Annotated in this window: 20 protein-coding genes; all 20 read left to right on the top strand. The window is 65.2% G+C overall.

The window, feature by feature from the left end; genetic code table 11:
• The first annotated feature begins 10 nt into the window (after positions 1 to 10).
• The 20 genes from fliE (at position 11) to SxD43FB_RS16925 (ending at position 18,082) form a co-directional block, all read left to right on the top strand.
• Positions 11 to 361, top strand: coding sequence for a flagellar hook-basal body complex protein FliE (gene fliE / locus SxD43FB_RS17025; RefSeq protein ID WP_096063206.1), 351 nt, complete (start codon positions 11 to 13; stop codon positions 359 to 361).
• Positions 362 to 364: 3 nt separating this feature from the next.
• The gene (gene fliF, locus SxD43FB_RS17020; RefSeq protein ID WP_096063205.1) at positions 365 to 2,104 is read left to right on the top strand and encodes a flagellar basal-body MS-ring/collar protein FliF; all 1,740 of its coding nucleotides are present in this window, start codon (positions 365 to 367) and stop codon (positions 2,102 to 2,104) included.
• Positions 2,097 to 3,113 (top strand): flagellar motor switch protein FliG, encoded by a 1,017-nt coding sequence (gene fliG, locus SxD43FB_RS17015; protein ID WP_037474054.1) that lies wholly within the window; start codon positions 2,097 to 2,099, stop codon positions 3,111 to 3,113. Before fliF ends, fliG begins: the two co-directional genes overlap by 8 nt.
• Complete coding sequence (locus SxD43FB_RS17010; protein WP_069065224.1) at positions 3,100 to 3,747, top strand: flagellar biosynthesis protein; 648 nt, start codon at positions 3,100 to 3,102, stop codon at positions 3,745 to 3,747. Before fliG ends, SxD43FB_RS17010 begins: the two co-directional genes overlap by 14 nt.
• Entirely contained in the window at positions 3,744 to 5,072 is a 1,329-nt protein-coding gene (locus tag SxD43FB_RS17005; protein WP_096063204.1) for a FliI/YscN family ATPase, read from the top strand. Before SxD43FB_RS17010 ends, SxD43FB_RS17005 begins: the two co-directional genes overlap by 4 nt.
• Positions 5,069 to 5,494, top strand: coding sequence for a hypothetical protein (locus SxD43FB_RS17000; protein WP_096063203.1), 426 nt, complete (start codon positions 5,069 to 5,071; stop codon positions 5,492 to 5,494). Before SxD43FB_RS17005 ends, SxD43FB_RS17000 begins: the two co-directional genes overlap by 4 nt.
• Before the next feature lies 1 nt (position 5,495).
• Positions 5,496 to 7,760, top strand: a complete 2,265-nt coding sequence (locus SxD43FB_RS24850; RefSeq protein ID WP_141249530.1) for a hypothetical protein — start codon at positions 5,496 to 5,498, stop codon at positions 7,758 to 7,760.
• A 28-nt stretch (positions 7,761 to 7,788) separates the two neighbouring features.
• Entirely contained in the window at positions 7,789 to 8,409 is a 621-nt protein-coding gene (locus SxD43FB_RS16985; protein WP_096063200.1) for a flagellar basal body-associated FliL family protein, read from the top strand.
• Positions 8,410 to 8,460: 51 nt separating this feature from the next.
• The gene (locus SxD43FB_RS16980) at positions 8,461 to 9,345 is read left to right on the top strand and encodes a FliM/FliN family flagellar motor switch protein (protein WP_096063199.1); all 885 of its coding nucleotides are present in this window, start codon (positions 8,461 to 8,463) and stop codon (positions 9,343 to 9,345) included.
• Positions 9,342 to 9,677 carry a flagellar motor switch protein FliN gene (fliN, locus tag SxD43FB_RS16975; protein ID WP_037476210.1) on the top strand — a complete coding sequence of 112 codons (336 nt, stop codon included), beginning with the start codon at positions 9,342 to 9,344 and terminating at the stop codon, positions 9,675 to 9,677. The genes SxD43FB_RS16980 and fliN overlap by 4 nt, the downstream gene beginning before the upstream one ends.
• Positions 9,678 to 9,765: 88 nt before the next feature.
• Positions 9,766 to 10,029, top strand: coding sequence for a flagellar biosynthetic protein FliO (locus SxD43FB_RS16970; RefSeq protein WP_037476212.1), 264 nt, complete (start codon positions 9,766 to 9,768; stop codon positions 10,027 to 10,029).
• A gap of 94 nt (positions 10,030 to 10,123) precedes the next feature.
• Positions 10,124 to 10,885: a flagellar type III secretion system pore protein FliP gene (gene fliP / locus SxD43FB_RS16965; protein WP_037476215.1), complete on the top strand. Its 762-nt coding sequence runs from the start codon at positions 10,124 to 10,126 to the stop codon at positions 10,883 to 10,885.
• Positions 10,886 to 10,991: 106 nt separating this feature from the next.
• Entirely contained in the window at positions 10,992 to 11,264 is a 273-nt protein-coding gene (gene fliQ, locus SxD43FB_RS16960; RefSeq protein ID WP_037476216.1) for a flagellar biosynthesis protein FliQ, read from the top strand.
• Positions 11,261 to 12,043 (top strand): flagellar biosynthetic protein FliR, encoded by a 783-nt coding sequence (gene fliR / locus SxD43FB_RS16955; RefSeq protein ID WP_037476218.1) that lies wholly within the window; start codon positions 11,261 to 11,263, stop codon positions 12,041 to 12,043. The genes fliQ and fliR overlap by 4 nt, the downstream gene beginning before the upstream one ends.
• A 2-nt stretch (positions 12,044 to 12,045) precedes the next feature.
• Complete coding sequence (locus tag SxD43FB_RS16950) at positions 12,046 to 13,182, top strand: flagellar type III secretion system protein FlhB (protein WP_096063198.1); 1,137 nt, start codon at positions 12,046 to 12,048, stop codon at positions 13,180 to 13,182.
• Positions 13,160 to 14,332, top strand: a complete 1,173-nt coding sequence (locus SxD43FB_RS16945; RefSeq protein ID WP_255245777.1) for a glycosyltransferase family 87 protein — start codon at positions 13,160 to 13,162, stop codon at positions 14,330 to 14,332. The genes SxD43FB_RS16950 and SxD43FB_RS16945 overlap by 23 nt, the downstream gene beginning before the upstream one ends.
• A gap of 55 nt (positions 14,333 to 14,387) precedes the next feature.
• Positions 14,388 to 14,840, top strand: coding sequence for a hypothetical protein (locus SxD43FB_RS16940; RefSeq protein WP_037476220.1), 453 nt, complete (start codon positions 14,388 to 14,390; stop codon positions 14,838 to 14,840).
• Between the two features lie 71 nt (positions 14,841 to 14,911).
• Positions 14,912 to 16,315 (top strand): flagellar filament capping protein FliD, encoded by a 1,404-nt coding sequence (gene fliD / locus SxD43FB_RS16935; protein WP_037476221.1) that lies wholly within the window; start codon positions 14,912 to 14,914, stop codon positions 16,313 to 16,315.
• Between the two features lie 17 nt (positions 16,316 to 16,332).
• Complete coding sequence (locus SxD43FB_RS16930; protein WP_096063197.1) at positions 16,333 to 16,728, top strand: flagellar protein FliS; 396 nt, start codon at positions 16,333 to 16,335, stop codon at positions 16,726 to 16,728.
• 157 nt (positions 16,729 to 16,885) lie between these two features.
• Positions 16,886 to 18,082, top strand: coding sequence for an aspartate aminotransferase family protein (locus SxD43FB_RS16925; RefSeq protein WP_096063196.1), 1,197 nt, complete (start codon positions 16,886 to 16,888; stop codon positions 18,080 to 18,082).
• The last annotated feature ends 9 nt before the right edge of the window (positions 18,083 to 18,091 follow it).

Here is an 18,091-nt window from a genome sequence, read left to right as displayed (position 1 = left end):
AGGATAGGATATGAACGGCATTTCCCCGACCGACAGCGTGATGGCGATCCGCAACGCCATCCTGCAAAAGAACGCCGCGCTGCGCGACATCGGCTCGACCAATCCGGTCGGCGGTGCAGGCGCGGCCCAGGGCACCGCGCCCGGTGGCTTTACCGAGGCGTTCAGCAGCGCGCTGCAACAGGTCAACGGCCTGCAGGGCAAGGCCGGTGAGGCCGCCGCCGCTTTCGAACGCGGCGAAACCACCGACATCGCCGCGGTCATGCTGGCCAAGCAGCAGGCATCGGTCAGCTTCGAAGCGACCCTTCAGGTCCGCAACAAACTCCTGTCCGCCTACAAGGACATTATGAGCATGCCGGTCTAAATCATGAGCGAGAACGCACTCACCATCGACGGCGGCAAGCCCGCCCTCCCGGCCCCCGCTTCGGCGGCCCGCAACGGCCTCACCGGCATGGCGGCGCTCAAGGCGCGCTTCACCGGCCTCATCCAGCAACCGGCGGTCGCCAAGAGCCTGCCGCTGCTTGGCATGCTCGGCGTCGTCGCGCTGGCGGGCCTTGCCTGGCTGGCGCTGCGCGAACCACCCCAGCGCGACCTGTTCCGCGCCTTGCCCGACGCCGACAAATCGGCCGTCGCGCAAGTGCTGGAGCAGGCCGGCATCCCCTTCGACTTCGACAAGTCCGGCAGCATGACCGTGGGGGAGGATGATTATTTCAAGGCGAAGATGATGCTCGCCGCCCAGGGCCTGCCCAAGAGCGCGCCCGACGGCAACAGCATGATCGACAGCCTGCCGATGGGCGCCTCGCGCGCCGTCGAGGGCGAAAAGCTGCGCTCCGCCCGCGAAATGGACCTCGCCCGCACGATCGAGGCGATCGACAGCGTCGAAAGCGCCAAGGTTCACCTCGCCGTCGAACCGCCCAGCGTCTTCCTGCGCGACCGCGCCAAGCCGTCTGCCTCCGTGATGTTGCGGCTGGCACAGGGCCGCACGCTCACCGATGCGCAGGTCAGCGCGATCGTGCATCTGGTCGCGTCCTCCATTCCCGACCTCTCGCCCGACCAGATTTCGCTGGTCGATCAGAATGGCCGCCTGCTCAGCAATAATGACGGCGACGCCGCCGATGATCGCCAGCTCTCGATCCAGGGCCGGATCGAGGATCGCTATCGCCAGTCGGTGATCGCGCTGCTCACCCCGATCCTCGGCCAGGGCAATTTCTCCGCCGAAGTCCATGCCGAACTCAATTTCGCCGAGCGGCAGGCAACCCGCGAAACCTTTCCGCAGGACGAAGCGCGGCTGCGCGTCGAACAGGGCACTTGGGCATCCGACCCGCGGGGTCAGGGCACAGGCGGCGAAGCGTCGGGCATCCCCGGTGCGCTCACCAACCAGGCGCCGGTCAACCCGACCGTCACCCAGACCAACCCCAATGGCCAGGCCGTGCAGCAGGGCGAAACCGCTGCGCAGACCCCCGGCACCCCGCCCAATCCGCTGATGAAGACCGAGGAAACCTTCAACCGCAGCTTTGAACTGGGCCGTGAAGTGTCCGTGACCAAGGATGCGATCGGCACCGTCAAGCGCCTGTCGGTCGCCGTGGCGCTCGACACCGGCGCGGACGGCAAGCCGCGCACCGCACAGGAAATCGCTGCGCTCGAAGCCCTGGTCAAGGGCGCGGTCGGCTTCGACCAGACGCGCGGCGACGTGGTCGCGCTCTCCTCGCGCAGCTTCCTCAAGACGCCCGAAACCGTCATCCCCTGGTATGAATCCGACTGGATGAACCCGCTGGTGCGCAACGGCACCGCCCTGCTGGTCGCGCTGCTGCTCGTCTTCGGCATCGGCCGCCCGCTGCTCAAGCGCCGCGCCGCCGCCCAGGCTGCCGCCGCAGAGCAGACCACGCAGGAAGGCCAGCGCATCGGCCGGGAAATCTCGTCCGAACTCACCAAGCAGGTGGTCGAAGCGCCCGATCCCGAACGGCCGGTCACGCTCGACATGATCTCCTCCACCTATGACTATGCCCAGCGCGCCGACCTCATTCGCAACTTCGTGAAGCAGGATCCCGACCGGGCCGCCCTGGTCGTCCGCGACCTCCTCAAGGAGGGGAAGAAGGAAAATGCCTGAGATCGTTCCCGGTCGCCCCGAAGCGCTCAAGGGCAGCGCCGCCGCCGCCGTCCTGCTGATGCTGTTCAACGAGGATGAAGCCGCGCAAATCCTCTCCCGGCTGGAACCGGAGGAAGTGCGCCAGCTTGGCTATGCCATGTATGATGTCGCCGATGTCGATCCCGAAGAGGTCAACGAAGCGCTCGACCATTTCGTCGCCAAGGCCAAGAAGCGCACCACCATCGGCTATGGCGCGACCCGCCATATTCGCGGTGCCATGACCAAGGCGCTGGGCGAGGAACGGGCTGAAACCATCCTGGCGCGCATCACCCCGCCGACCCGCTCCACCCAGCTTGAAATGCTCAAATGGATGGATGCCAAGGAAATCGCCGTGCTGATCGAGGCGGAGCATCCGCAGATCATGGCGATCGTGCTGGCCCATCTGGAGGCACCCGTCGCCGCCGACGTGCTGCAATTGCTGCCGTCCGAATACCAGGAGGAGATCGTCTATCGCATCGCCACCCTGGGGCCGGTGTCGAACGAGGCGCTCGAAGATCTGGAGCAACTGCTGATGCGCGGTCCGGTCGGCAAGCAGGGTGCCGCCTCGCAGCGCGGCGGCACGGTCGAAGCGGCCGCGATCATGAACAATGTCCGCAAGGATAATGAGCAGCGTATCATGAAGGCCGTCGCCAAGCGCGACAAGATGATTGCCCAGACTATCGAGGAGGAGATGTTCGTCTTCGATAATCTGGTGGACATGGACGACAAGAATCTGGGCGCGCTGATGCGGACCATCGACAACACCGTTCTGGTCGTCGCGCTCAAGGGCGTGAACGACATGCTCAAGGGCAAGATTTTCGGCAGCATGTCCGCGAGAGCGGCCCAGGCGATCGCCGACGAGATCGAAGAGCGCGGCCCCATCCGCCTCGCCGAAGTCCTGGAAGCGCAGAAACTGATCATCGCCACCGCCCGCCGCATGGCGGATGCAGGCACCATCATGCTCGGTGGCAAGGGGAATGACTTTGTCTAGGATTTGGGGTGCCGAAGCAGCCCGCGATTTCGCGCCAGTCGCGGTCGCCGGTTTCGTACAAAGCGAGAGCAGCGGTTTCCGCAGCCTCTACACCGCCCATCCCGGCGCGCAGACCGCGACGATCCGCGCCGCCATGGCGGACGCCGAACCCGTGGTCGATCTGGTCGAAGAAGCGCGGATGGAAGCCTTCACGCTCGGTTTCGACGAAGGTTGCCGCATCACCGCCGAAGCCCATGGTGCCGACACGGAAATCCGCGAACGGCTGGCGGAATCGCTGGCCTCGCTCGCGCCCGCGCCCAGCGGCATGCTCTCCACCATGCTCTCCGCTACGGTGGTCCGCCTGGTCGAACAGATTGTCGGCGAGGTCGAGATCGACATCGAACGCCTCGTGCAGCGCTGCGACACCGTCGCCGCCTTCATCGAGGATAATGACGAAAAGGGCGCGCTCCACCTCCATCCCGACGATATCGTCATGCTGGAAGGCGAACAGATCGGCGTGAAGCTGGTGCCCGACAAGGCGATGCAGCGCGGCTGCGTCCGGCTGGAAACCGCCGAAGGCTGGGTCGAGGATGGCCCGGACGTGCGCCTCTCGCGCCTGCGCGCACTGCTCGATGATATGGAGGGCAGGCCTTGATCCGCGCCGCGCTGGCCCAGGCCGAAACCCTGTTCGACCATTTGCAGGTGCAGAACCGCGCGCCGCGCCATGTCGGCCGTCTGGTCAGCCATGATGCGGGGATGCTCGAAGTCACCGGCTTTCGCCGCCCGATCGGCGCGGGCGCGCGGGTGATCGCCAGCGACGGCACGATCGCGCGCGCCGAAGTCGCGGGCTTTCGCGGCGGCCGTACCCTGCTGGTGCCGCTCGACAGCGACGCGCCGCTCGAAAATGGTGCGCGGGTCGAACCTGATAGCCAGGCCAATATGGTGCAGGTGGGCGAAGGGCTGATCGGCCGCGTGGTCGATGCCATGGGCCAGCCGCTAGACCGCAAGGGGCCGATCATCGCGGGCGGCGTCTGGCCCTTGAATGGCGTCAAGGGCAATGTCCTCGATCGCGGCCGCGTCACCGAACCGTTCGATCTCGGCGTCCGCGCCGTCAACGCGCTGCTTACTGCCGGGCGCGGTCAGCGTATCGCCATCATCGCAGGCTCTGGGGTCGGTAAATCCGTGCTGATGGGCCAGATGATCGCCGGGGCCGAAGCCGATATCGTCGTCGTTGGCCTGATTGGCGAGCGCGGCCGCGAAGTCAGCGACTTCCTCGAAACCAAGCTCAAACACACGATGCACAAGAGCATCGTGGTCGCCGTGCCTGCCGATCATCCCCCGGTGCTGCGCCTGCGCGCCGCCGCGCGCGCTACCGCGATCGCCGAATATTTCCGCGCCCGTGGCAAGAAGGTGCTGCTGCTGATCGACAGCCTGACCCGCTGCGCCCATGCCCAGCGCGAAATCGGCCTGGCATTGGGCGAACCGCCCGCGATGAAGGGCTATCCGCCGTCTGCCCTCGCGCTCATTCCCCGCCTGGTCGAACGAGCCGGGGTGGACGCTCGTACCGGCGGTTCGATCACCGCGCTCTACACCGTGCTGGCCGATGGCGACGATACGGACGATCCGATCGTGGACGCGGCCCGCGCCATCGTGGACGGCCATTTCGTCCTGTCGCGGCACCTGTCCGAACAATCCATCTTCCCGGCCATCGACGTCGGCAAATCCCTCTCGCGCGTCATGGCCGATGTGGTGCCGGACGATCATCGCATGGCCGCCGCCACTTATCGTCGCCTCTGGGCTGCTTATGAGGAAAATCGCGATCTCATCCTGATGGGTGCCTATCGCCCCGGCAATGATCCGGTGATCGACGAAGCCGTGCAGCGCCGGCAGGAAATGCTCGACTTCATTCGGCAGGACCAGAAAAGCCGCATCGACCTCGACACCAGCGCCGCTGCGCTGATAGCCGGGTTCGGCGCATGAAGGGGCTGGTATCCCGCCGCCATCGCGTGCTGCGCGTGCGCCATGTCCAACATGCCATGGCCGTCGCCGAAACCGCGCGCGCGCGCGACGAGGCCGATGGCCTGGCCCGCAATATCGAGCGGCTCAACAAGGTTCGCTACGAACTGTTTGAAACCGAAGGCGCCGCCACCGGCGCGTCCTTCGCCGCCATGCAGGAACTTGCCACCCGGCTGGAACAGGCAGGGCGCCAGCTCGACGGCGCGCTCTACGACGCGCGGCGCAAGGTGGAGACCAAGGAAGGCGTGACGCTCGCCGCCAACCGCGAAAAGGAAATCGCCACCCGCCTCAAGGACCGCGCCCGCGCGAACCTTGAAGAATGGCGCGAAAACAAGCTGGCGGCCTTGCCGCGCTATCGCCGCATGCAGCGGACGGGGGATGCCTGACATGACGATGCTCGCCTCTATCAAGGCCTTGCTCTTCCCGACACCCGCCGGTGGGACAGGGAAGGGCGGGGGCGTCGCGCCAATGCCCGGCACCCCCGACTTCGCGCAGCTGCTCGACGCAGCGACCGCCCCGCCGAGCGCGGCAGCGACGACGCCAAGCGCCGTAATTGCAGCGCCCAACGGACCGAGCCTAGCGTCGGGAGCAGCGTCTGCGACGCCCAGCACCCCCATCTCCGTGCCAGGAACACCGGTCTTAGCCGCAGAAGCCGTGCCTGCCACGCCCCACGCCGTGCCCTCGGTTCCAGATGCTACGACGCCTGCGCCTGCCGCTGCGTTTGCGGCGACGCCCGTTCAACCGCCCCGGCCTGAGCAGAGCGGACAGTCTTCATCCGCGCCCGTCCAGCCTGACCAGCCGCAATCCGCGACGCCGACCATGGCACCTAGCCCTATGGTGCCAGCCTGGCCCGGCGTCGCCGCCAAAGATCCGCGCATCACACCGGCACCGGCAGCGACGGACACACCGCCCCAGGAAACGCAAGACGCGCCCGCCGCGCCGCAGCCTGAGGCAGCGCCCGCCGCAGCGCGACCTGCCGCCGCGCCTACACGCCCATCGCCTGTCGATCGATCGCCGATCGAGCAGACGGCGGACAGCCCTTCGATGGTCACGACGCCCGCGTCGCCTGCGATCCAACCGGCCACCGCACCAGACGCCGCCGCGTCCGTTTCGTCCGTCAGGGCGGCCGCGGCGCCAGTCCGCACACCAATAACGGATAGCGAAACGGACAGCGAAACGGACATAGAGTCGGACGTGGCAGCCGGGCCTGAAAACGCCGAACCTTTGTCCGCTTCGCTGTCCGTTTCCGACGCGGCAGCCCCGGCGCAGAACGCGGCAATCCCTCTCGCGACGCCAGTCCAGCCGTCCCTTCAAGCCCCGATCCGATCGGCCGAACCGGTCAGCCAAACCGATGCAGTCCACCCCGCGCAACCGGACGGCGCTGCGCCGTTCGCTGCTACCAGTCCCGATCGGCCATTGCCTAAGGACGCCGTGGCCGAACAGCCCGCCGCCCCGTTGCCGCTGCCAGACCCGACCGTCGCCGCGACCGGCATGGCTGCACCGCCCGCTCTTCCGACCCCTGCGCCGCCCATCGTCGCTGACGCCTCGCCGGTGGATACCGAGGCACCGGCACCCCTAGCAGCGCGCATCACGACGGCTACACTCGCACCCGCGCAACCGACCGTTCCAATGGAGGTTGGTGCCGCCCCAGCCGCACCAGCCGCCCCAGCCGCCCCAGCCGCCCCAGCCGCCCCAGCCGCCGCCGGACCTGCGAAGGTGCAGTCCGTTCCTGTGCCTCCCGCCACACCCCGTTCAACGACGACAGTCAGCGGCCCAAGCCCGGCTCCGGTTGCCAGCCCCGTCGCGTCCACCGCGCCCCAGAGCATCGCGGCCACTGACGTTGCCGCCGCTCCGCTACCGACACTGACCCCCGATGCTCCGCCACCGGTGCAAGGGCCCGTCAAAGCCGAGGCGGTATCGCTGCTGCAACTGGTGCGCGATCATATGACTGGCCGCGCGGCCTCTCCGCAGCCGACGGAAGCCGTGCAGCGCCAGGACACCGATCGGGAGGCTACGGCTCCGCTGTCGAGCATGTCGCGTGCCGACCCTGCAGCCGTGCCGACGCCGATCACGCTCCAACCCGTCGCACTCGCCCCGGTCCTGCCCACGGCACCCGTCGCTGACCTGTCCGCCAGCCTTGGCGCGCAAGTGGTAGATATGGGCGTGTCGGGTCAGTGGATCGACAGCCTGGCCCGCGACATTGCGGGCCTCTCGGCCAATGGCGCGCAGGGCCGGTTTCAGATCAATGCCGACACGCTCGGCCCGATCCAGGTCGATATCCAGCAGGGCGACAAAGGCGCAAGCGTCGCCCTGACCGTCGCTACCGACCTTGCCGAACAGGCGCTGCGCCAGGATGGCGACCGCCTGCGCCTCGATGCAGGGCTTGCTGCCGTGAAGATCAGCGAAGTGAAGATCGAGCGCGCGCCCGCCGCCACGGACGCCACTCGCCCTGATCCGTCGGGACAGAATGCGCCGGGCCAGCAGCATCAGCAGCAGGCAGGCCAGCCCGCCTTTCAGGGGCAGGGCCAGGGCCGCTGGCAGGCGCGCGAAAATATTGGGCAATCGCATAAAGCCGCCGACGATGCGGCCGTTCTTAACCATGCGGAGGCGGGCGACAACACCCGCGACGCCGTTCGCGCGCGCTATGCATGATCGGCCTTGAGCCTGGGGGACAGGAAGAATGAGCGACGAACCAAAGGCGAAGAAGAAAAAGGGCGGGGGCATGAAGATGATCCTGCTGGTCGTCATCGCCATGTTGATCGGCGGCGCGGGCGCAGCGGGTGGCCTCTATGCCGCCGGTTTCTTCAACCCGAAGGATGAAGGGCCAAAGGAAGATCCCAACAAACCCGTTTTGGTGCTGGCCGGCGAAAGCGCCGAGGATATCGCCAAGGCGCATGCCGCGCCGCATGGCGATGCGGCAGCGGCTCATGGCGGCGCGCATGGCAAAGGCATCGATTTGCCGCCGCCTGCCAACCCCACCGCCTATCAGGCGACCTATTTCCAGCTGCAGACGCCCTTCACGTCCAACATGACGGACACCGACGCCTTTGCTCAGATTTCGCTGGCGGTATCGACCTATTATGACCTGCGGGTGATCGACGCGATCAAGACGCACGAGATGGCGATCCGCAGCCAGGTGCTGATGATGCTCGCCCAGCAGCCCGAAGAGATGCTGGCGACGCCCAAGGGCAAGCAGGCGCTCCAAGCGAAGATCAAGGTGATAATAAACGATATTTTAAAGCAAAAAACGGGTTATGGCGGCGTCGATAACGTTTATTTTACCAATTTCGTTATTCAATAGCACCGTCCAGAAGGCCGGGAAGTCCCCCGGTCCGAAGGGCTGGGGACAATCATGGACGACGTACAAACCTACGCCTTCGGGCGGGGGGATTCACAAGCACCGGTGATGCTGTCGGGGCTGGACCGGCTGGGCGACAAGCTCGCCCGGCGCATGCGCACGCTCATCGAACCGATATCGGGCACGCGCCCCCATGTCGCCGCGCACGAGACGCAATTGATGGACATGGGCGCCTGGTCGGCCGCCATGCCTGCCTTTGCCAGCCTGTCCGTCTATCGCCTGCTCCCGCTCAAGGGGCAGGTGCTGCTGCATATGCACGCCGCCATGATCTCGACGTTGGTCGATTGCTTCTATGGCGGTCTTGGCAACCGGCCCTTGCCCTCGCGCGGCGAATTTACCCCCACCGAAGACCGGCTGATCGTCCGCCTGGCCGACGCCATCATCGCGCGCCTCGTCGAGACGTGGAGCGACGTCCTCCCGCTCGATGCCAGCCTCGTCATGCGCGAAACCGGCGTCGGTTTCACCGCCAGCGCCCAGCCCGCCGACCAGATGGTCGTCCAGCGCTTCACCGTCAGCCTGACCCGTGAGCAGGAATGGCCGATCGATCTCGTCTTTCCGCTGTCCGCCCTGCGCGCGGTCGAAGCGCTGATGGGATCGAAGCTGCCCACCGACGACGAGCAATGTGATCCCGTATGGCAGGGGCGCATCGTCCGGCGGATGCGCGACATTCGCCTGCCCGCGCGCACCGTGCTGGCCCGGCCCCATCTTTCCGTCTCCGACCTCATGGAATTGAAGGTCGGCGATGTCATTCCCGTCACGATCGGCCGCTCGCTGCCGCTGATCGTGGGCAACCGCATCGTCGCCCATGGCAGCATCGGCGAACAGGATGGCCGCGCCGCCTTCCAGATTGAAAAACTCGTACAAGGATCCGACCAATGAGCGATATGAGCGAAGCCCCCCGGATGGAGCGCGCCGAAGATCCCGTCAGCCGGATGACGAATAATCGTCATTTCAAGCTGCTGGCGGACATTCCGGTCCGCATGTCGGTGGAGGTCGGATCGACCTCGCTGCGGCTCGCCGAAGTCATGGACCTGGCCGAAGGCAGTATCGTGGAACTGGATCGCCAGGCCGACGATCTGCTCGACATAATGGTCAATGGCGCGCTGATCGCCAAGGGCGAGGTGGTGACGGTCAATGGCCGCTATGGCATCCGCATCGTCGACATCGCGGCGACCGAAACCCGGCTTGCAGGCATCGAACGGCGCGGCTGATCGCACCGCATCGATTTTGCGCTTGCCTTGCGGATCGAAACTGCGGATCGCTTGGGCCAATTAACCATGAAGCGCGGGCGGCTCCATCATGTTCTGGTATTTCGTTAAACTGCTGATCCTCCTGCCGCTGGTCGGTGGCATGGCCTTTGGCGCATTGTGGCTGTGGCGCAAATATCAACCGGGCATGATGGGCCAGCAGGGCGACCGTTCGCTCAAGCTGCTCGAAGCCCTGCCGATGGGCGCGTTTGGCAAGCTCGCGGTGGTCGAGTTCGAGGGCAAGAAGATATTGCTGTCGGTCACGCGCGGCCGGATCGAAAAGATCGCGGAAGGCGACCATGCGCGCCTGCGCTAACCCCGTATCCGTCATCCCCGCGAAGGCGGGGATCCATCTCCCGACGTTTGCCACCAGATGCAAGGCTGGGAGATGGATTCCCGCCTTCGCGGGAATGACGTTGTTGGTTGTGCTGGCGTTGCTCTTTGTCAGCAACCCTGCCTTCGCGCAGGCGGCGCCTGCCGCCCCCGCCGACAATGGCGGCGCGCTAGGCCGCGCCATGGGCCAGATTTCCGGCGACGGCCGGTCGCTCTCGCTCAGCTTGCAAATCCTGATCCTCATGAGCCTGCTGACGGTGTTGCCGTCGCTCGTGCTGATGATGACCAGCTTCACCCGCATCATCATCGTCCTGTCGCTGCTGCGCCAGGCGCTGGGCCTGCAACAGACGCCACCCAATCAGGTGCTGGTCGGCCTCGCGCTTTTCCTGTCGCTGTTCGTGATGCGTCCCGCGATCGACCAGATTAACGGTCTCGCCTTCGATCCCTATGGCAAGGGCCAGATCACGATCGAGGAAGCGGTCGGCCGGTCGGGCAAGGTGCTGCACGGTTTCATGACCAAGCAGACCCGCGAGAGCGACCTCAAACTGTTCGCCAACCTCGCCGAAGCCCCCGCCTTCCGCACGCCCGCCGACATTCCTTTCACCATCCTGCTCCCAGCCTTCGTCACCAGCGAACTCAAGACCGCCTTCCAGATCGGCTTCATGATCTTCCTGCCCTTCCTCATCATCGATCTGGTCGTGGCTTCCACGCTGATGGCGCTCGGCATGATGATGCTGTCCCCGACCATCATCTCGATGCCGTTCAAACTCTTGCTGTTCGTGCTGGTCGATGGCTGGGCGCTGACCATGGGCAGCCTGGCCGGGTCGTTCGCGACATGACCGTGGGTCGTCACCTGTTTCCGTTCGGTTCGAGCGAAGTCGAGAACCGTTCGCGCAATCGCTTCTCGACACGCTCGAAGCGAACGGGGCGGGGGTTCTAATCCCGATGGACAACGCCGATTTCTTCATGGGCCTCGCCCAACAGGCGCTGTGGATCACGGCCCTCGCGGCGGCCCCCATCCTGCTGCCCGCACTGATCGCGGGCCTGATCATCGGCATGGTTCAGGCAGCGACCTCGATCAATGAACAGACGTTGAGCTTCATCCCCAAAATCCTGGTGGTTGGGGCCATGCTCGCCTTGTTCGGCGGATCGATCATGGTGCTGATCGCCGATTTCACCCGCGAGATATTCGATCGCATTCCGGACCTGCTGCAATGATAGCCCCCGGCTTCGCGGGGGTGGAGGCGCAGCTGTGGGTCTGGCTGATCGCGATGATCCGCCCCGGCGCGGCCTTCATCGCCGCGCCCGTCTTCGGCGCGCCCGCCGTGCCGCTCCAGCTTCGCCTGATCCTCGCGCTCGCGCTCGGCCTCGCCGCGCTCAACAGCGTCACCATCACCCTGCCGCAGGATGGCGTCGCCAGTTTCGAAGGCGTGATGATGGTCGCGGGCGAAGTGATGGCAGGCCTTGCGCTCGGCTTTGCCGTCCAGATTGGCTATGCCGCCGCCTTCGTCGCGGGGGAGACGATCGGCAATGCGATGGGCCTCAACTTCGCGGCGATGGTCGATCCCTCGTCTGGCCAATCGACCCAGGTGCTGGGCACCTTCCTCTCCATCCTCGCCACCTTCCTGCTGCTCGGCATGGACGGGCATCTGCTGCTCGCCAGCTTCGTGGTGCAAAGCTATCAGGCCATCCCGCCGGGCGCGGCGATGCTGTCGAACGATACGATCTGGCGGATGATCGAATTTGGCGGCGCATTGCTGGGCGCGGGCGTCACCGTCGCCCTGCCGGTCGCCTTTGCGCTGGTGCTGGTGCAGATTGTCATGGGCATGTTGGCGCGCGCCGCGCCTTCGCTCAACCTGTTCGCCGTCGGCATGCCGGTCGCGATGATGGCGGGCCTCATCCTCCTTGCCATGGCCGTCCCGATCATGGCCGAAGGCATGACCGCCTCGATCAAGGCGGGACTTGAGCAGGCCCGCATGATCGCGGAGGGGCAATAGCCATGGCAGGCGGCAATGAGGGCGGCGAAAAGACCGAGAAACCGACCCAGAAGAAGCTGGATGATGCCGCCAAGAAGGGCGACATTCTCCAGTCGCGCGAACTGGGCACGGCGATGGTGGTCATGGCGGGTATCGGCTGGCTCGCGGTCACCGGTCCATCGCTGATCGACTCCCTGTCCGACATGCTGGTCGAGGCGCTGCGCTTCCGGCGCGAGGACATTACCGATTTCTCCCCGGCCCAACGCGGGCTGGACCTGCTGACCGGCATCGCGCTGCCGGTGGCGGGCGTGATGCTGGCGACCTTCCTGGCCGCGATCGCTGCCCCGGCCTTGCTGGGATCGCTCGGCTTCCGCCCTGGTGCCTTCGCGCCCAAGGCGTCGAAGATGAATCCCGCTTCGGGCCTCAAGCGCATGTTCGGCGCGCAGGGGCTGATCGAATTGATGAAGTCCATCGCCAAGATCGGCCTGCTCGGCGCTATCGGCATCTGGATGGTCTGGGACCGGCTGACCGAAATTACGGGGCTGGGCAAGATGGGTATTGGTCCTGCCATCGCCGACCTTGGCAATATGTTCATCCTCACCTGCCTGGTCATGGCGGGGGGGCTGTTCCTGATCGCGGGAATCGATGTCCCGGCGCAGATCATGCAGCGCGCCAAGCGGCTCGGCATGTCGAAACAGGATGTGAAGGACGAGCATAAGGAAAGCGAAGGCTCGCCTGAACTCAAGGGCCAGATCCGCCGCCGCCAGTTCGAGGTGCTGAACGGATCGACCCGCCAGGCGGTGGCCGAAGCCAGCGTCATCATCACCAACCCGACCCATTTCGCGGTCGCGCTGCGCTACAAGCCGGGCGTGGATGCCGCGCCGGTGGTGGTCGCGCGCGGCAATGATGCGATTGCCGCCGCCATCCGCGAACTGGCGGAGCAGAATGGCGTCACCATCCTGCAATATCCCGACCTCGCCCGCGCCATCTATTTCACGTCGCGCGCCGGGCAGGTCGTCAATGAAGGCCTCTACATGGCCGTCGCCACCGTCCTCGCTTTCGTCTTCCGTGTCGAAAATCGCATGGCGAGTGAAATGGACCGCCCCTTCATCACCGTACCCGACGATCTGCGCTTCGATGCCGATGGTCGCAAATCCTGAACCCCGTGATCCGTGGGCGACGCTGCGCGTGGCCGCGTTCCTGCTCGTTGGCCTTTATGTCCCTTATTATGTGTTGACGCTGTCGGCGGGGCAGGGCGTTTGGCGTGACGGAACCGGACTGGTCGTTGGCCGCGATTTTCTGAATCTGTGGATCGTCGGGCGCGCTGCCTGGGCGGGCGACCCTGCCCGGCTTTACGATCTATCGACCTATGCCAACACCGTCGCGGCGCTTGTCGGGCCGGGCTATCCTGGCCAGCAATGGTCTTATCCGCCCACCACTTTGCTGGTCGGCGCGCCGTTCGGCCTGTTGCCCTACGGTGTCGCGCTGCTGCTGTGGACGCTGATTGGGACAGTCACACTCGCCGCCGCCCTGCGTTTGTGGACGCGTGACGCGCGCTTGATTCTCGTGCTGTTGCTTTGTCCTGCAGCGGTGTTCGGCATGATGTCGGGCCAGTTTGCCGCGCTCGCTGCAGCTATTATCCTGGCTGTGCTGCACTGGCGCGAAAGCCGCCCCTGGTTTGCGGGGATGCTGCTCGGCCTGCTGACGGTGAAGCCGCAATTAGGCTTGCTCTTTCCTCTCATGCTGCTCGCCACCGGCAACTGGCGCGCCATTTGCGCTGCAGGAGCGGTCACGCTTGGCCTCGCTGGGCTGACGGTGTTGCTATGGGGATCGGATATATGGCGCGTCTATCTGGACCAGGGCATTGCGAATCAATCGTTGATCCTGTCTGATCCGGATCATCTGGCCGGGCCATTCATGCCGACTTTATTCATGAACTTGCGGTCGGCTGAATTTGGCAGCGGCGTGGCGGGAGCAGCCCAGGCCGCTCTGTCCCTTCTGGCGACGGCGCTTGTTTGGCTGCGTTTCCATCGGCAGCCCGATGCGGCCGACATAAGTGCCAACGCCTTGTTTCTCGCCTGCGCCGTGGCTGCGACGCCCTATATGCTTTCCTATGACAGCTTGTCGCTGGCGATCATGGCCGCCCTGTTGCTGCCATGCGAACGCGATCGACCGCTGCTGCTTGCGATCTTCTTTCTGCCGCTTGTTCAGATCGTAGCGGGCAGTGCCGGTATTCCCGGCCCGGCCTTGCTACCGCCGCTGCTCGCCTGGCGTTTGTTTGCGCGCGTAAAAAATAACAAAGTGAATTAAAGTTTAGCCGCGCTCGTCCGTATTCTCTTCATGGGGACGCATTAGGATGTGCGTCATGAGCGACTATTTTACCCGTATCGAGTTGCCGCCGGTCGATCGGACCGCGCCACGCGCCATCTCGTCTGCGCAGGCCGTTCAGCCGATTGCAGCAGGGCGATCCGCCCCATCGCCCGACCGCGACGCCCGTGCGTCGATGCCACAGATCGATGTGGCGAGCGTGGACGAGGATGTCGCCAGCGCTGCCGAATATGTCGAAATCCACGCCCGCATCGCCGATATATTGGCCGACCTGGACAGCGGCACGTCGGTCGATGGCGCGGCGCGGTCCATCGACGCGATGCTGGCCCGGCCGATCATCCTGGTGCCGCTGCCCCCTGCCAGCAAGGAAGCGATCGAACATGCCGCCGTGATCGCGCGTCGCATGGTCGATCGTGCCGCCTACAGCCATGCCGCGCAGGCGCATGTTTCGCGCGGCGTCGTCGATCAGATCGTCGCTTCGGCCAACTGATCAGTTCCCTCGCAAATCATTCCTAAAGGTCTTCGCGCTAGCGCCGTTCTCTCCTCTGAAAGGACGACGCAATGGCATCGGTCAGCAGCAGCATTACCACGGCGCTCGGCGTCGGATCGGGTATCGACACCAAGGCGCTGGTTTCCAGCCTGGTCGCTGCCACGCGTGATCCCAAGCAGGAGGTCATCACCAACCGGCAGAGCCTGAACAGCGCGCGCATCTCCGCGCTCGCCTCGGCCTCCAGTTCGATCGACACCTTCGCCGATGCATTGAACAGCCTGCTGGCAGGCACCGGCTATGCCGGGACGCCCGCCTCCAATGATCCCAGCATCGCTACGGTCGGCTTGCTGCCGGGTGGCGTGCCGATGGGTCTGCCCGCCCAGCTAGAAGTCAAGCAACTTGCCTCGGCCCGCACGCTGGCATCGACCCCGGTTGTGGGCGCTACCGCTGCAACGGCCGTGGGGGAGGGGGAGATGACCCTGACCGTGGGCGGCCAGAGCGCGACGATCAGCATCACCGCCGCCAATAACAGCTATTCAGGCCTTGCCGCCGCCATCAACGAGGCGGGCCTGGGCGTTACCGCATCGGTAATCACCGATACGCAGGGGACGCGGCTGGTGATGAAGGGCGCCACCGGCGCGGCCAATGATTTTTCGCTGGCTTCGGTCAGCGGTACGGACTTGGCGAAATTCGCCTGGGAAGGCACGGACAGCGCGACGATGGCGTCGATGGCGACGCCCAAGGATGCGATCATCAGCCTCGATGGCGTGGAGCAGCGCTATGCCAGCAACACGATCGACACGGCGATCGCCCATCTGCGCATCGACCTGAACAAGGCTGTGCCGGGCACGCTGGTCACGCTGGCGTCGACCGAACCGACGACGACCATGCGCGATCTGATGGTCGAATTCGTCGATGCCTATAATACGCTCATGAAGGCGCTCAACACATCGACCAGCACGGGCGCGGATTCCGCCTCGTCCGGTGTCCTGAACGGCGAAGCGTCGATCCGCGACATGAAGCGGCAATTGTCGCAGATGACCTCCACCGCGCTGACCAGCAGCGGCACCTATCGCACCTTGTCGGACATCGGCGTCGCCACCAATCGCGATGGCACGCTCAAGCTCGACACTGACGTCCTCGATAAGGCGATTGCCGCCGATCCGTCGGCGATCACCCAGATGCTCAATCCGGCGGTCGCGACCGCGACCAACCCAGGCCTCGCCGGGATGATGGATGCGGTGCGCGACCGGGTGCAGGTCAAGGACGGTGCGCTGGCGCAGGCGCAGGTAAAATATGAGGCGCTGGCCAAATCCTTGAGTGAACAGCTCGAAAAGCTCGACACGCAGATGACCAGTTACGAAGCGCAGCTCACGACCGTCTATTCCAAGATGGAAACGCGCCTGACGGCGCTCAAGGCTACGCAAAGCTATCTCGAACAGCAGATCGAGATGTGGAACAACAGCGACAGTTAACGGGGACGAACGGGACCATGTTCTACAATCAGGGTTATGCAGGGGCCAGCGCCGCGCGTCGCTATGCAGCGGTGCATTCGGGCAGCCGGACCGAAGGGGCAACGCCGCATGCGTTGGTCAGGATATTGTTCGACGAGCTGCTGTTGGCGCTGGACGCCGCCGCGCTCGCCGAACGGCAGGCCGACCGGATGCAGGTGTCGGACAAGCAGGCGCGTGCCATGTCGATCCTCTTCGCGCTCGAATCGAGCCTGGACCATGACAAGGGCGGCGACGTTGCGCTGGGTCTCGCACAAATTTATCGCGAGGCGCGCCGCCTGTTGCTGGTGGGGGCCAAGGGACGGGTGGCAGAACCGGTCGATCAGGCCCGCGCCATGATCGCGGAGATTGCCGACGCCTGGAACCAGATCGGCTAAGGCCAGCGCGATCGGACTGGCTTAGGTTGCGGGGTTGCACCCCTTCCAAGCCGCCTGTATAGGCGATGCTCGCAGAGGGCGGCCCGGCGGGGTCGCCTTTTTGCGTTATATCTCCTGCGCCCAGGACGCGCAGCATCAAGCCAGAAAGGGAAGGCTCATGTCGATTACGCCGCTCATGCCCGTTTACCCCCGGTGCGATGTCCGTCCGGTGCGAGGCGAAGGCTGCTATCTGATCGGTGAACGCGGCGAACGCTATCTCGATTTCGCGAGCGGCATCGCGGTCAACCTGCTGGGGCACGGCCACCCCAAGCTGGTCAAGACGATCGCCGATCAGGCCGCGACGCTGATGCATGTGTCAAACCTCTACGGCATGCCGCTGGGGGAGAAGCTGGCGCAGAAGCTGGTCGACAACACATTTGCCGACACCGTCTTCTTCACCAATTCAGGCGCGGAAGCGGTCGAGTGCGCGATCAAAACCGCGCGCCGCTATCATTATGCCAATGGCAACGCCCACCGGCATAAGATCATCAGCTTCGACAATGCCTTTCACGGGCGGACGCTGGGGACGATCTCGGCCACCAGCCAGCCCAAGATGCGCGACGGCTTCGAACCGTTGCTGCCCGGCTTTACCGTCGTGCCGTTCAACGATCTCGACGCCGCGCTGGCGCAGATCGATGACAACACCGCCGGTTTCCTGCTGGAGCCGGTGCAGGGCGAAGGCGGTGTGACGCCAGCGACCAAGGCGTTCCTGGTCGGCCTGCGCAAGGCCTGCGACGAGCATGGCCTGTTGCTGATTCTGGATGAGGTCCAGTGCGGCTATGCCCGCACCGGCACCTTCTTCGCGCATGAACAGTTCGGCATCACGCCGGACATCATGGCGGTCGCCAAGGGGATTGGGGCGGGCTTCCCGCTGGGCGCCTGCCTCGCCACCGAGGACGCGGCCAAGGGCATGGTGTTCGGCACCCATGGCACCACCTATGGCGGCAATCCGCTCGCCATGGCAGTGGGCCTGACGGTGATCGAGGAAGTGCTGACCGACGGGTTTCTGGACCATGTCACCGCGATGGGCGCACGTCTGCGCGCCGCGCTGGAACAACTCATCCCCAATCATGACGACATGTTCGAGGATGTGCGCGGCATGGGGCTGATGCTGGGCGTGAAGCTCAAGGACAGCCACGACGCCCGCAGCTTCGTGGGGCATCTTCGCGACCATCATGGCCTGCTGACCGTGTCGGCCGGGCAGAATGTGCTGCGCATCCTGCCGCCCCTCGTCATTGAGGAAAGCCACATCGCCGAAGCCATCGAGAAAATCTCCGCCGGTGCGCGGACATTTGTTGAAGCCAAGGCGGCTTAAGACTGACCT

The organism is Sphingobium sp. D43FB (genome assembly GCF_002312805.1).
GTDB lineage: Bacteria > Pseudomonadota > Alphaproteobacteria > Sphingomonadales > Sphingomonadaceae > Sphingobium.
This window is presented reverse-complemented; position numbering and strand designations above follow the sequence as displayed.